The 14,240-nt window shown below is 72.1% G+C and carries 11 protein-coding genes; 3 read left to right on the top strand and 8 right to left on the bottom strand.

Features of this window, described 5'->3' with window-relative positions:
* Positions 1 to 92: 92 nt before the first annotated feature.
* From TSO221_RS05460 to TSO221_RS05440, 5 genes are all read right to left on the bottom strand, one after another.
* The gene (locus TSO221_RS05460) at positions 93 to 2,849 is read right to left on the bottom strand and encodes a glycosyltransferase (RefSeq protein ID WP_109117469.1); all 2,757 of its coding nucleotides are present in this window, start codon (positions 2,847 to 2,849) and stop codon (positions 93 to 95) included.
* Positions 2,850 to 2,977: 128 nt separating this feature from the next.
* Positions 2,978 to 3,913 (bottom strand): NAD-dependent epimerase/dehydratase family protein, encoded by a 936-nt coding sequence (locus TSO221_RS05455; protein WP_109117468.1) that lies wholly within the window; start codon positions 3,911 to 3,913, stop codon positions 2,978 to 2,980.
* A 14-nt stretch (positions 3,914 to 3,927) separates the two neighbouring features.
* Positions 3,928 to 4,662, bottom strand: coding sequence for a transaldolase (locus tag TSO221_RS05450; protein WP_109117467.1), 735 nt, complete (start codon positions 4,660 to 4,662; stop codon positions 3,928 to 3,930).
* On the bottom strand, positions 4,662 to 5,234 hold the full coding sequence (locus tag TSO221_RS05445) for an HAD family hydrolase (protein WP_109117466.1): 573 nt from the start codon (positions 5,232 to 5,234) through the stop codon (positions 4,662 to 4,664). The genes TSO221_RS05450 and TSO221_RS05445 overlap by 1 nt, the downstream gene beginning before the upstream one ends.
* A complete protein-coding gene (locus tag TSO221_RS05440) occupies positions 5,228 to 5,812 on the bottom strand; it encodes an SIS domain-containing protein (RefSeq protein WP_109117465.1) in 585 nt (194 codons plus the stop codon). The genes TSO221_RS05445 and TSO221_RS05440 overlap by 7 nt, the downstream gene beginning before the upstream one ends.
* Before the next feature lie 90 nt (positions 5,813 to 5,902).
* Between TSO221_RS05440 and TSO221_RS05435 the strand changes: the two genes are divergently transcribed.
* Both TSO221_RS05435 and TSO221_RS05430 read left to right on the top strand, forming a co-directional pair.
* Complete coding sequence (locus tag TSO221_RS05435; RefSeq protein ID WP_348770252.1) at positions 5,903 to 6,892, top strand: hypothetical protein; 990 nt, start codon at positions 5,903 to 5,905, stop codon at positions 6,890 to 6,892.
* Positions 6,893 to 6,924: 32 nt separating this feature from the next.
* Complete coding sequence (locus tag TSO221_RS05430) at positions 6,925 to 7,722, top strand: glycosyltransferase (protein ID WP_109117463.1); 798 nt, start codon at positions 6,925 to 6,927, stop codon at positions 7,720 to 7,722.
* Between the two features lie 6 nt (positions 7,723 to 7,728).
* Here TSO221_RS05430 and TSO221_RS05425 read toward each other — a convergent pair whose 3' ends face one another.
* Positions 7,729 to 9,771 (bottom strand): glycosyltransferase, encoded by a 2,043-nt coding sequence (locus TSO221_RS05425; protein ID WP_109117462.1) that lies wholly within the window; start codon positions 9,769 to 9,771, stop codon positions 7,729 to 7,731.
* Positions 9,761 to 11,479, bottom strand: a complete 1,719-nt coding sequence (locus TSO221_RS05420) for a tetratricopeptide repeat protein (RefSeq protein ID WP_109117461.1) — start codon at positions 11,477 to 11,479, stop codon at positions 9,761 to 9,763. The genes TSO221_RS05425 and TSO221_RS05420 overlap by 11 nt, the downstream gene beginning before the upstream one ends.
* Positions 11,480 to 11,711: 232 nt before the next feature.
* Here TSO221_RS05420 and TSO221_RS05415 point away from each other — a divergent pair, with 232 nt between their 5' ends.
* Positions 11,712 to 12,998, top strand: coding sequence for a nucleotide sugar dehydrogenase (locus TSO221_RS05415; protein ID WP_109117460.1), 1,287 nt, complete (start codon positions 11,712 to 11,714; stop codon positions 12,996 to 12,998).
* 21 nt (positions 12,999 to 13,019) lie between these two features.
* On the opposite strand, the gene TSO221_RS05410 is transcribed toward TSO221_RS05415, so the two are convergent.
* Entirely contained in the window at positions 13,020 to 14,192 is a 1,173-nt protein-coding gene (locus TSO221_RS05410) for a glycosyltransferase (protein WP_109117459.1), read from the bottom strand.
* Positions 14,193 to 14,240: the final 48 nt, after the last annotated feature.

The raw sequence follows: 14,240 nt of genomic DNA, 5'->3' as shown, positions 1-14,240 counted from the left end.
GGATGCCGAGGGTACGAACCGGCCTTCAGCTATAGCCGCCCCCGCCGGGGGCGTCAATTCGGCAGCCGCCCGCGCCAGGCATGGTCACGGCGTCAGCGCCGGACCGCCGGACGCAAGGCCGCCAGCTGGGCGAAGACGCGCTCCAGCACCGGTTCCCAGCGGCGGCCCGCGTCCTGGCGGAACAGCCGCAGCGACGGGTACCAGGGATTGTCGTCGCGCCCCAGCAGCCAGCGCCAGTCGGGGGCGAACGTGACCATCGTCCACACCGGCCGGCCGAGCGCGCCGGCGAGGTGGACGATCGAGGTGTCGACCGAGATCAGCAGGTCTAGCTGGTCGACCAGCGCCGCGGTGTCGGCGAAGTCCTTGACCTGCCCGCCCAGGTCCGGCAGCCGTTCGGACAGGCCGGCGGCGGCGACCCGCTCGCGCGCCGGGCCGACCTGCAGGCTGTGGAAGTCGACGTCCGGCAGCGCCTCGATGTGCGGTTTCAGCAGCTCCAGCGGCAGCGAGCGGTGGCGGTCGTTCAGGTGCGTCGGGCTGCCGGCCCACACCAGCCCGACCTGCAGCGCCCCCGGCCGCCGCGTCAGTTTCCCCGCCCAGGCGTCGCGCCGGGCCGGGTCGGCGGACAGGTAGGGCACCTTGGCCGGGATGGTCGCCAGATCGGTGCGGAACGCCTTCATCAGGCTGAGCAGCGGGCAGTGCACGTCGAAGGCGGGCAGCGGTTCGCCGTAGGTGACGATCCGGTCGACGCCCTCCAGCCCCTGCAGCAGCGGCACCAGCGAGCGGTGCGCCTCCAGCAGCACGCGCCCGCCGCGCGCCTTGACCATGGCGGCGTAGCGGCAGAAGTGCAGAGTGTCGCCCAGCCCCTGCTCGGCGTGCAGCAGGACGGTGCGACCGTCCAGCGGCTCGCCGTTCCAGCGCGGCTCGCCGAACTCGCGCGGCTGGATCTCCGGCGAGAGCATCCGGTACTCGTAGTGCTCCGCCCCCTCCACCAGGTCGCCGCGCAGCAGCTGGCAGATGCCGAGGTTGCGGTTGGCGTCGACGTCCTGCGGGCGCTGCTCCAGGATCCGGCGGTAGATGGCGATGGCCTCGTCCAGCCGGCACAACCGGGCCAGCGCGTTGGCGAGGTTGGAGAGCGAGCCGTAATGGCCGGGGCTGACGGCGGCGGCGCGGCGGCAGGCGGCCTCCGCGGCCTCCTCCTCGCCCAGGTCGATCAGCGCCGAGCCCAGGTTCATCAGGGTCAGGGTGTGGCTCGGCTCCAGCGCCAGCGCGCGGCGGTAGCAATCGAGCCGCTCCTCCTGCTGGTTCAGCGCCTTGTGCATCACGCCGAGGTCGGCGTGGTAGACGGCGACCTCTGGCATCGCCGCCGCCGCCCGGGTCACGCAGGCGACCGCTTCCGCGAAGCGCCGGGCCTTGTAGAGCAGCAGGCCGAGGGCGTAGAGCGCCTCGTGCATCTGCGGACGCTGGTCGATCAGCTGGCGGTAGATCCCCTCGGCCACCGCGGCGTCGCCGCGCGCCTCGGCCTGGCGGGCCAGCGTCATGGCGTCGGCGACGGTGTAGTTCCCCTGCGGCATGGCCGGCGCCGGCTCGCCCGCGCCCTCGGGCAGCGGCAGCGGCCCGGCCGTCGGGGTGCGGCCGGCGATCAGGTCGGCGAGCACGCGCTCCATCTGCGGCAGGCAGACGGTCTCGATGTCGTAGCGCTCCAGCGCGGTCTGCCGCGCCCGGCGGCGCAGCCCAGCCATGCGGTCGGGGTGGTCGAGCGCCTCGTCGATGCGGTCGGCGATGCCCTTGACGTCGAAGAAATCGACGAGCAGGCCGTTCTCGCCGTCGCGGATGACCTCCTGCACCGGCGGCGTCGCCGAGCCCAGCACCAGGCAGCCCGCCGACATCGCTTCGATCATCGACCAGGACAGCACGAACGGGTAGGTCAGGTAGACGTGCACCGCCGAGGCCTGCAGGATGGCGGTGAAGTGGGCGCGCGGCACCCGGCCCATGAAATGGACGCGGCTGCGGTCGAGGCGGTCGCCGGCCTCCTCCAGCAGCGCCTCGCGGAAGGTCCGGCCACCGCCGAGCTTCGGGCCGTAGCTGGTGTCGTCGCCGCCGACCACGATCACCTGCGCGCGCGGGCGGCGGCGCAGGATCTCGGGCAGGGCGCGCATGAAGACGTGGAAGCCGCGGTAGGGCTCGAGCGAGCGGGAGACGTAGGTGATCACCTCGTCGTCCGGGCCGACGTGGCCGCCGTTGGGCAGCTGCAGGCGGATCCGCGGGTTCGGCCGGATGGCGCGGGTGTCGACGCCCTCGTGGAACACCGAGATGCGCTGGCGGTGGCGTTCGGGGAAGCGGCTCCACTGCCACACGGTCGGCGAGTGCCCCCAGTCCGCCGCCTCCAGGCCCAGCAGGTTGACGGTGTTGAGCGTCCGGCAGCGCGGAAAGTCGCCGAAGTCCGAGGGGAACTCCGGATCGAAGCCGCAGTCGGCGCCGCGCGCCTGATAGTAGAACTCGAAGTAGGAGAGCAGCGGCACGTCCGGCCAGACGTCCTTGAGGAAGAGCGTCTCGCCCCAGGCGTTGTGGCCGATCATAACGTCGGGGCGGAAGCCGCCGCGCTTCAGCTCCAGCGCCGTCTGCAGCACCGCCTCGGCGTTGCGCAGCGCCGTCTCGGTGGTGGCGAGGTTGCGCACGCCGGTGGTGGGCGGGCCGGCCGGGGCCGGGTAGACGACCGTGCGCGCGCCGGGGACGTGGCGCTCGGTCGATTGGGTCAGCACCACGATCTCGTTGCCGGGAACGGCGACCAGACGGCGGATGATGTGGGCGTACTGGCCGGGGGCGTTCTGGTGGACGAAGAGGGCTCTCATGGCACCGGGTCAGGCTTGGGGAGCGGGGAGGGCGGTGTCGGCACGAGGAACGGAGCCGCCTTCTGGTGTCCGATGTGAGGCCATACACTCTTGCCGCGGGGCGGAGCAAGCCTCTTGCGCGGCGCGCCTCAGGCCGGGCCCTTCTGCGCGAGCGCCCAGCGGTAGGTGCGCTCCAGCGCGGCTTCCCAGGGAGTTTCCGGCCGCCAGTCGAGAGCCTCGCGGGCGCGGGCGATGTCGAGGACCACGGCCGGGACGTCGCTGGCGCGCGCCGGGGCGTGGATCCGTTCCAGCGGCCGGCCGGACACCCGCTCGACCGCCGCCGCCACCTCGTTGAGGCTGCACCCCCGCCCGCTGCCGACGTTGAGGACGCGCTGCGCCAGGGCGGGGGAGCGGGCGGCGCGGACCATCGCCTCGGCCACGTCGCCGACGTAGACGTAATCGCGCACCGACGAACCGTCGCCCATGACGCTGATCGGCCGGCCATGCACGGCGGCGTCGATGAAGGCGGCTACCACGCCCTGCTGGCGCTGGCAGACCTGATGCTCGCCGAAGGGGTTGGCGACGCGCAGGACGCAGGCGTCGAGGCCGTGGCGGCGGTGGTGCAGGGCCACGTACTTCTCGATCGTCAGCTTGTTGATGCCGTAGGCGCCGATGGGCTCGGTCGGCGCGTCCTCGGGGATGGGCAGGCGGTCGGTCGGCCCGTACACCGTGCCGCCAGAGGAGACGAAAACGAAGCGGCGCGGCGGCGCCGCGCGCAGCGCCTCCAGGAAGCGCACGGTGGCGACCACCGTGCCGGCGAGGTCGGCGACGGGGTCGCTGTCGGACAGCGCCGGCGAGCGGCTGCCGATCAGGTGGAAGACCGCGTCGCAGCCGCGCGCCGCCTCCACCGCCAGCGCAGTGTAGGCGAAGTCGCCGCGCACCCAGGCGACGCCGGGATCGTCCTGCGCCCAGGGCGGGCTCTCGCCGTGGCCGAACGCCACCACCTCGTCCCCGGTGCGCCGCAGCGCCGCGCACAGGTGCGTGCCGATGAACCCCCCGGCCCCGAGGACGAGTGCCCGCGCCATCCGGCCGGCTCCGCTCAGGCCGTGCCGGGGATGTCGTACCCGGCGGCGACGGCGTCGCGGCGGAACATCTGCACGGTCTCCAGCGAGTAGGCCGTCAGGTTCTTGCCGATCAGCGGCAGCTTGCCCAGCAGGTCGGGCGGGACGGTGATGATCTGGCAGCCGACGGCGTCGGCCTGGACCACGTTGAACAGCTCGCGCGGGCTGGCCCACAGCAGCTCGGCCTTGGGCCGGCGGGCGAGGATGCCGAGGGCGTCCGCCATCACCCCCATCGGGTCGACGCCGGCGTCGGCGATGCGCCCGGCGAACACCGAGACCACGGCCGGCGTCGCCGGGTCGAGCGCCCCGGCCACCATCTGCACCTGGTCGAGCGTCAGGATGGCGGTGACGTTCAGCTGGACACCCTGCGCCGACAGTTCGGCGATCAGCGGGGCACAGGAGACGCCCTCGGAGTTGGTGACCGGGATCTTGACGTAGACGTTCGGCCCCCAGGAGGCGATGGTCCGGGCCTGCGCCTTCATGGTGTCCAGGTCGTCGGCGAAGACCTCGAACGACACCGGCCGGCCGCCGACGATCCCCAGCATCTCGTGCGCGAAGGCGACGTAGTCGCTCACCCCCGACTTGCGCATCAGCGTCGGGTTGGTGGTGAAGCCGGCGATGTACGGCTTGGCGGCGAGGTCGGCGATGCTGGCGAGGTCGGCGCCGTCGGCGAACAGCTTGACCTTCAGGTCCTGGAAACGGGTCAGAGGCATCAGCCAATGCTCCTCTTGGTGGATTGATTGCCGAGGATGATGCGGGCCGCCTCAGCCAGGTCCCGGACGACGGCATCGGGAGCGACGGACGCCGCGCGCTCCCGATAGCCGTAATCGATGAAGAAGGTGCGGCAGCCGGCCGCATGGCCGGCCTCGACGTCGCGCCAGCGGTCGCCCACCATGAAGCTGCGGGCCGGATCGGCGCCGAGCGCCGCGGCGGCCTCGAGGATCATGCCCGGCCTGGGCTTGCGGCAGGCGCAGCCGTCGGCGTCGGTGTGGCGGCACATCCAGATGCCGTCCACCCCCAGGGTGCGGCGCAGTAGGTCGTGCATCGCCTCGACCTCGGCGGGGTCGGCCTTGCCGGTGGCGAGGTCGGGCTGGTTGGTGACGACGGCGACGGCGAACCCGGCGGCGCGGAGGTCGGCCACGGCCTCGGAAACACCGGGCAGGAATTCGAACTCGGCCAGGGTGGCCGGCGGGTAGGGGCGGCCGTCGCGCACCACCGACCGGTTGACCACGCCGTCGCGGTCGAGGAACACGGCGCGCCGGACGGAGGCGCCGCCGCTCACCATTTGGTCTGCGACTGCTGGAGGGCCGGGTGGCTGACCAGGCAATGCCAGACGACGGCCTGGAAGGCTTCGGCGTGCGGGGTGACCCGGTCGGGGGCGACGGTCGGCACCACGACCACGGCGTCGCCGACCTGGCGGGTGTAGCCGCCGTCGCGGCCGACGATGCCGAGGATCCGCAGGCCGCGCTCCTTGGCGAAGCGCAGCGCCTCGACGATGTTCATGCTGACCTTGCGCTCGACGTTGCCGCCGCCCACCGACATCACCAGCACGGCGTCCTTGTCGCCGGCGCGGCTGCCGCGCAGCCAGCCGGCGAAGGCGCCGTCCCAGCCCTCGTCGTTGATGCGGGCGGTCAGCTCCGACACGTTGTCGGTCGGCGCGTACGCCTCGATGTTGCACAGCTTGCGGAAGTCGTTGACGGCGTGCGCGCAGTTGGCGGCGCTGCCGCCGACGCCGAGCAGGAACAGCCGCCCGCCGCGCTCGCGCAGGGCCGCCAGCTCGGCGCACAGTCGTTCGATCGACTCGGTGTCGATCGTGGCGGCGATCTCGGCGGCTTCCCGCATGAACGTCTGAGAATGCTGCATCGGCTGCTCGTGTCCTGAAAGGCGCGGATCGGCCAGGATCCATGGTGCGGACGAACCTGTAGTCCACATCCGGGGACGCTGCAATCCGCTTTGCCGGGACAATCGCAAAACAAACGACGAAGTCACCGGGAAACCACCCCGCTTCCCCGTCCGGCGGGGCTATGCGCGTTGACAAGGCGCCGGGCGACGCCATACCGTCACGGCCGCGGCAATGATCCGGCCAAGCCCGGCGAGCGACGGACCCACTCGATGATTTACGATTGCTTCACCTTCTACAACGAGTTCGAGGTGCTGGACTTGCGCCTCCGAGAACTTGCCGGGGTGGTCGATCGCTTCGTCCTGGTGGAGGCCGACACCACGCACGCCGGCCTGCCCAAGCCGCTGTTCTTCGAGGAGAGAAAGGCCGAGTTCGCCCCTTACCTGGACCGCATCACCCACATCGTGGTGCGCGACATGCCGGAAACGACCGACAGCTGGGTGCGCGAGAACTTCCAGCGCAACGCCATCATGCGCGGGCTCGACGGTCTGAAGCCCGACGACATCGTGCTGATCTCCGACGTGGACGAGATCCCGCGCCGCTCGGTGATCGCCTCCCTGCCGGGCAACGGCGCCGTCGTCAGCGGTCTGCGCATGCCGCTCTTCTACTTCAAGTACAATTACCTGAACATCGCCGGCAACGACTGCATGGTGGTGTGGACGGTCGCGGTGCGCGGCTCGCACATCGCCCAGATCACCCCGCAGGGCGCGCGCAACGCCCGCTTCGCCCTGTCGCAGAACCCGCCGGCCAACACCCGCGTCTATCCCCACGCCGGCTGGCACTTCTCCTACATCGGCGACGTCGAGCACGTGCAGCGCAAGCTGCGCAACTTCGCGCATCAGGAATACAACGACGAACGCTTCATCGAAGCGATCGACATCGACCGCATCGTGGCGAGCGGGGCCGACCTCTACGGGCGTGCCGGCTACGCCTGGACGACGGTGCAGGCCGACGACTACTTTCCCGACCCGCTGCGGGCGAACTTCGAGCGCTACCGCCCGTTCGTGGCCGAAGGCGCCCAGCACCGCATCCAGACCGCCTGATCCCCGAACCTTCCCTCCCAGGACGCCGCCCCATGCGACCGGTCACCATCGTCAGCCTGCTGGTCTGGGACTCCGTCCGCTATCTGGACAACCTGCTGCGCAACCTGGAGGCCTACCGGCCGGGCAACGGCTTCCATCTGCGCATCCTCGACCAGGGGTCGGGGCCGGAGACGCTGGCGCTGCTGCGCGCCTTCGACGCCCGCCATCCGTGGGTCTCGGTCGAGTACCTGGACGCCAACATCGGCTATTCCGCCGGCCACAACCGCAACTTCGAGGCGATGCGGCGGACCGGGCATTTCGATTACTTCGTCACCATCAACAACGACCTGATCTTCGGCGAACCGGGCTGGCTCGACACGCTGGTGACGGGGATGGAGGCCGCCCCGTCCGCCGCGGTCGGCGGACCGGTCTGCTACGTCAGCGAGCCGGGGCTCATCCGCCCGGCCACCCGGGCGGAGAAGGAGGCGGGGCAGTTCTTCTTCGTCAACGGCTCGGTGGCGATCATCCGCGCCGCCGCCGTGCGGCGCTTCGGTCTGTTCGACGAGATCTACACGCCGGCGTACTGGGAAGACGCCGACATGTGCATGCGCTACAAGCACTTCGGACTGCGCGACGTCTACATCGACATCCCGATGTTCCACGCCTACCTGGGCGAGATCGAGCGGGTCAACCAAGCCAAGAACGCCGAACTGCTGGCCAGGCACGGCGACTTCCGCACCCGCAACATGCACCTGTTCTACGAGCGGTGGGCGACGGTCGCGCAGCGCGCCCGCTTCCCGGCGGAGCCCGGCCTGCGCGCCGGCTGCCCGCAACTCTACATCCCGGACTGACGTCCCCTACAGGTCGAACGCCTGCGGCGGCAGCCCGGCGGCGCTCAGCGCGTGCATGCGGGTGAACGCCGCCTCCAGCTTGCGGGCGAAGCGGCCGGCGTCGAACAGCGGCGTGGTCTCGCGGTTCATCCACAGCCGGGCCCGCCACTCCGCCAGCACCGCCGGGTTGAGCGCCAGCGCCACCGCCAGCGCGGCGTAGGCGCGCGCATCCGGGCAAACCAGGGCGCCCAGGCCGACGGCGTGCAGCATCGAGGTGCTGATGCGGTTGGAGAAGCAGTCCCCGGCCCGCACCATGATCGGCACGCCGGCCCACAGCGCGTCGAGCGCGGTGGAGGACGCGTTCATCGTCCAGGTGTCGAGGAACAGGTCGGCGAGCTGGTAGCGGGCGAGGTGGTCGCGCTTGTCGGGCACCCGCCCGGCGAAGACGATGCGCTCCGGCGCCACGCCGAGGGACGCGGCAAAGTCCTGCAGGGTGGCGGCGACCTGCCCGCGGGGCGAGCCGGACAGCCACAGCACGCTGCCGGGGACCTGGCGCAGGATGTCCATCCAGGCGCGGAACGCCGGCTCGTCGATCTTCTCGGTGTTGTTGAAGGCGCAGAAGACGACGCCGTCCTCCGGCAGGCCGTGGTCGGCGCGGCGCGGCCGTTCGGCGATCGGGTGGCGGTCGGCGCAGTGGTAGCACTCGGGCAGACGGACCAGCCGCTCGGCGTACGCGCGCTCGGCGCCGGGCGGCACGACGTGGCGGTCGGCGAGCAGGTAGTCGGCGCACGCCGTGCCGATGCCGCCGGCGTGCCCCAGCCAGAAGACGCGCACCGGGGCCGGGCGGTGCGCCATGATCGCCAGCCCGTCCTTGTCCATGTGGCCGTCCAGGTAGACGAGCACGTCGATGTCCGCCTCGCGGATCCGTTGCGCCGCCGCCTCGGGGGGCAGGCCGGCCAGCTCGTGCACCCGCTCGAAGCCGGCGCGGTGGCGGGCGGCGTAGGGGTCGTCGGGGGAGGCCGGCTTGCGCAGGAAGCCGTGCGTCTCGATCCGCGCGCGGTCGTGCGCGGCGAACTGCGACAGCGTCACCTGGCCGACCGGGTGGTTGGCGAGCAGCCCGGACAGGTAGCCGACGCGCAGCCGCCCGTCCGCCGCCGGAGCCGGGCGCGGCACCGGCGCGGCGGCGGCCAGCGCCTGCAGCCGTTCGGTCAGCGCCGCCTCGGTGCGCGTCCGCAGCGCCTCGGGCAGAGGACGGTAGAGGTCGCGGTACAGCACGCTCGACAGCAGGTGCCAGTGCGCCCGTCCGAACGCCCGCGGCAGCGTGTCGGCCAGCCGCCCGCGCCAGGGCTCGATCGCGTCGAAGCGCATGCCGGTGCGCGCCACGTCCAGGCCGTGCACCGCGTCCTCCAGCCGGCCGGGGTCGAGCGCCAGCGCGCGGGCGTGCAGGGCGAGCGCCTCGCCGCGGCGCTCGGCCCCCGCGCGGCAGAGCCCCAGCCCGGTCATCGCCTCGGCGTGGTCCGGCCGCACGGCGCAGGCCGCCGCGAAGGCGCGCGCCGCCCCCTCGGCGTCGGCGTGCTCGAAACGGCGGCGGCCCAGCATGTAGAGCGCCTCGGCGTCGCCCAGGCCGGCGGCCGCACGCAGCGCCGCCTCGGCCTCGCCGTCGCGCCCGGCCGCCTGCAGCAGGACGGCGAGGTTGCGCCGCCACGTCGGCGCGGCGGGCTCCAGCGCCACCGCCTCGGCCTGCACGGCAACCGCCTCGTCGAGCCGGCCGCAGAGCTGCAGCGCGCTGCCCAGACTCGACAGGATGACGGGCGAGCGCCGGCCGGCGAGCGCCGCGGCGAAGCGCTCCACCGCCTCAGCCGGCCGGCCGGAGCGCAGGCGGATCAGACCGTCCAGGTGCAGCGCCTCGGGCATCTCCGGCCGCACCGCCAGGATGCAGCCGACGACGTGCGCCGCCAGCGCGAGGTCGCCGGCCTCGAGCTGCCGCGCCGCCAGCGCGTACGCCTCCGGCAGCGTGGTGACCGCGCCGACCGCGGAGGGGGAGCCCGCCGGCGTGTCGTCAGCGGGCATGCCGGCCGCACCACAGCGACCAAGCTTGGCGGTAGGCCGCCTCCAGGTCGCGCACGAAGCGCTCGTGCTGCATCATCGGCGAGGCGATCATGCGGTTCTGGATGTCGTGGCGCAGACCGGGGTTGGCCCGCACCTCGGCGACGATCGTCTCGGCGACGGCGACGTACTCCTCCGGCGTGTGGGCGATCCAGTCGGGCCGGCCGATCGCCATCAGCGCGGTGCGGCCGAAGCGCTGCATGGGCGTGTCGCCCTCCAGCGTGACCAGCGGCACGCCCATGAAGAGCGTGTGCATGCTGGTGGTGACGCCAGTGTAGGGGAAGCTGTCGAGCGCCACGTCGATGCTGCCGAAGGTGTCGAAGAACGACCCCAGCGGCGAGAACCCCTCGAAGCGAACCCGGTCGGCCGCCACCCCGTGGCCGGCCAGCGCTTCGATGACGCGGGCCTGCACCATGGGCACGCTGTAGGTCTTGTACTTGAACAGCAGCCGGCTGTCGGGCACGCGCTTCAGGATCTCGGCCCAGGCCTTCAGCGAGGCGGCGGACAGCTTCGCCGGGTTGTTGAAGCAACCGAAGGTGATGTGGCCGTTGCGCTGCCACGGCGCCTCCGCCGGCTCGCGCCCGGCGATCAGCGGGGTGTAGCAGTAGGCGGTGTGTGGCAGCTTGAGCGGCGCCTCGACAAAGGCCGCCTCGGCGGCCGGGCTCAGCAGGTGGGGGTCGAGGACGGCGTGGTCGACCGCCGTCAACCCCATGCTGTTCAGGTAGCCGATCCAGTTGACCGTCACCGGTGCCGGCTTGCGCGCGACGACCAGCACCCGGTTGCGCGCCGTGTGGCCGGAAAGGTCGACCAGGACGTCGATGCGGTCGTCCTGGATCATGCGGAACAGCCCGGCGTCGTCCGTCAGGCCGACGTCGCGCCAGTTCGGCACCATGGACCGGAAGGCCTGGGTCACGGAATCTGACCAGCCGATCAGCGAGTAGGCGAACGGCTCGAAGTGGCTGCGGTCGTGCAGCCGCAGCACCGGCTCGATGTAGTGGGAGGCCGGGTGGTTGAAGAGGTCGCCCGACAGGTAGCCGATCCGCAGCGGTCGGTCGGGATCGGGGGTGTTGGGATAGGAGGTCGGGCGCGGCCCGGCGGCGCGGGCGATGTGCTTGCCGGCGCGGCGGTGCAGCTCCATCAGCTCGGACAGCGGTACCGTCTCGTCGTAGTTCGTGATGGACAGCAGGTTCTGCCAGATCGGCACCAAGTCGGGCTTCAGCCGGTTGGCCTTGTGCAGCGGCTCCAGCGCCTCGCGGATGAAGCCCAGGCCGAAATAGACCGCGCTCAGGTTGGTCAGCGCCTCGACGTAGTCGGGCTTGCGCTTCAGCACCGTCTGGAAGCTGTGCAGCGCCTCCTCGTAGCGGTTGATGCGCATGGCGGCGAGGCCGCGGTTGAAGTGCGCGTCGATGTGGTCCGCCTGGCGGGCGAGGATCCGCTCGCACAGGTCGAACGCCTCCTGGTTCCGGCCGACGTGCAGCTGGAGGTGGACCGTGTTGAGCAGCAGGAGCGGATCCTCCGCGCCGCCGGCGATCGCCTGCTCGCAACGCGCCGCCGCCTCGGCGATCCTGCCGGCGCGCAGCAGCGGCTGGATCTCGGCAAGGATCGGGTGGAGGGGAGCGGCGGGCGCCGGCTTGGACGCGGCGGCGGAGGGCGGCGGGCTGCGGCGGTTCATCGACTTATCCTTCGCCAGCGGTTGGGGCGCCGGCGGGCTGGGAGGCGTGGCGAAGGGATACCGGGTCGGGCGCCGCCGCGCAACGGTCGAAGGGCGGCGGAAGGGCGCCCAAGGGGTGGTGGGACAAACCGCGCCGGCCGTGCGGGCATCCTCGCCAGCCGCGGAAATTGCGGCTATATGTGGCGCCTTCCGGTGGGGCCGCGCCCGGCCCCGTTCTCATGCGAGCAAGAGAATGACTTCGTCGCGTCGCGTTTCCGTCATCGGGCTTGGCTACGTCGGGCTGCCGGTGGCGATCGCCTTCGGCCGCAAGGGCTTCCCGGTCGTCGCCTTCGACATCAACCAGCAGCGCGTGGCCGAACTGCGGGCGGGGCGGGACCACACCCGCGAGGCCGCCCCCGAGGATCTGGCGGCGGCGAAGCTGCACCTCACCGCCGACCCGGCCGACCTGGCGCAAGCCGACTTCCACATCGTCACCGTGCCGACGCCGATCTCCGCCGCCAACCGGCCGGACCTGGGGCCGCTGCTCTCCGCCACCCGCACGGTCGGCCGCCACCTGAAGAAGGGCGACATCGTCGTCTACGAATCCACCGTCTACCCCGGCGCCACCGAGCTGGAGTGCGTGCCGGTGCTGGAGGAGGAATCCGGCCTGCGCTTCGGCCGCGACTTCAGCGTCGGCTACTCGCCCGAGCGCATCAACCCCGGCGACCGGCTGCACCGCTTCGAGACCATCGTCAAGGTGGTCTCCGGCTCCGACCCGGCGACGCTCGACACGGTGGCCGCCATGTACGGCAGCGTGGTCGAGGCGGGCATCCACCGCGCCTCCTCCATCGCCGTGGCGGAGGCCGCCAAGGTCATCGAGAACACGCAGCGCGACCTCAACATCGCGCTGATGAACGAACTGGCGACGATCTTCCACCGCCTGGACATCGACACGCTCGACGTGCTGGCGGCGGCCGGCACCAAGTGGAACTTCCTGCCCTTCGTGCCGGGGCTGGTCGGCGGCCACTGCATCGGCGTCGACCCCTACTACCTGACGCACCGCGCCGAGCAGCTGGGCATCCACCCCAACGTCATCCTGGCCGGGCGGCGGATCAACGACACCATGGGCCAGTACGTCGGGCGCGAGACGGTGAAGCGCCTGATGGGCAAGGGGCCGCGGCCCGACCTGCGGGTCACGGTGCTGGGGCTGACCTTCAAGGAGAACGTGCCCGACCTGCGCAACACGCGGGTGGTCGACGTGGTGACCGAGATCGCCGGCTTCGGCGTCGCGGTGGCGGTGCACGACCCGTTCGCCGACCCGGCCGAGGCGGAGGCGGAGTACGGTCTGGCGGTGCACGCCCGCGAGGCGCTGCCGCCGGCCGACGCGGTGGTGCTGGCGGTGCCGCACGAGGCGTTCCGCCAGGGCGGCTGGCCGCTGGTCACCGGCCTGCTGCGCGGCGGGCGCGGGCTGGTCGTCGACGTCCGCGGCGTGCTTGACCGCGCGTCGGTCCCGGACGGCGTGGAGCTGTGGCGGCTGTGAGCGGGTGAGGGGGCTGCCCCCTCACGCCTGGTCCACGGCGGCGACGAAGTCCTCGGCGAACCGGCGCCAGGTGCGCTCGGTGGCCATGAAGCGGGCGGCGTTGGCGGCGCGGCGCGCGGCCTCGGCGCGGTCGGCGTGGATCTCCTCCAGCCGCTCGACCAGCTCGTCCACCGAGGATTCGCCCCAGTCGATGCGGCTGCCGTCGCGGTCGGCCACCGGCTTCTGGTCGTTGAGCGCGTAGGTGCGGTCGTCGCCGACGATGTCCAGGTGGCCGGTGTTCGCCGACAGCACGGTGGGCACCGCGCAGGCCATGGTCTCCATGGCGACGAGGTTGGTCGCCCCCTCGCAACGGTTGGGGAACACCGCGGCGTGGCAGTCCCACAGCACCGACGCGATCTGGTCGCGGCCGAGGAAGCCGAGGTCGAGGAAGGCGTCCCCCGGCACGCCGTTCGCCGTGGCCCAGCCGGTGATGTCCAGCCGCTGGTCGGCGCCCACCCGCGGCGCCCCGGTGCCGAGCGGCGAGTCCGCCATGCTCATGGCGGTGGCCGGCCACGGGTTGTGCCAGGCGGTCACCAGCAGCGCCTCGGGATGGCGCTGCTGGAAGACGCGGAAGGCGGCCAGCACGATGTCCTGGCCCTTGCGGAACTCCAGCTTGCCGCCGGAGAACACCACGAAGCGGTCGCCGAAGCGGCGGCTGCCGGTGCCGGGGTGGATCTCGGTCGGGTCGATGCCCTGCAGCGCCACCCGCACGTTCGGGACGCCCTTCTCCTCCAGAAGCCGGCGGTTGAAGGCGGAGTGGACGACCATGGAGTCCCAGGAGGAGGCGCGCGTCACCACCTCGGGCGTCAGCCGGGTGTCCTCGTAGGCGATCACCCCGACGTTGCGCCGGCCACGGAAGCGGTCCGACACCGGGCCGGGCAGGAAACCGTTCGACAGCCCGTGCATCACCGTGTGCTCGGCCAGCTGGAAGCGCTTGCCGGGGTGCTGCTCCTGCGCCTTCAGCACGCTCTCGTAGCCCGGCGTCAGCGCCGCCAGCCGCTCGCGGTTGGTCGGGCGCATGGTGTTGAAGAGCGGCTTCTCCAGCAGCAGCGGCGGGCGGCCGACGTCCAGCAGGTAGAGCGCGGTGTGGACTCCCAGGAGCCCCCAGCCGTGCATTTCCGTGAGGTTCCAGGTGATGGCCAGCGGGTGCGGCATGACGGTACGGGCTCCCTCGCGGGTGGACGGCGGGTGGGTTGCGGGCCT

The sequence above is a fragment of the Azospirillum sp. TSO22-1 genome (assembly GCF_003116015.1).
Taxonomy (GTDB): Bacteria; Pseudomonadota; Alphaproteobacteria; order Azospirillales; family Azospirillaceae; genus Azospirillum.
Note: the sequence above shows the minus strand (reverse complement) of the source record. Positions and strands in the feature narration are given on the sequence as shown.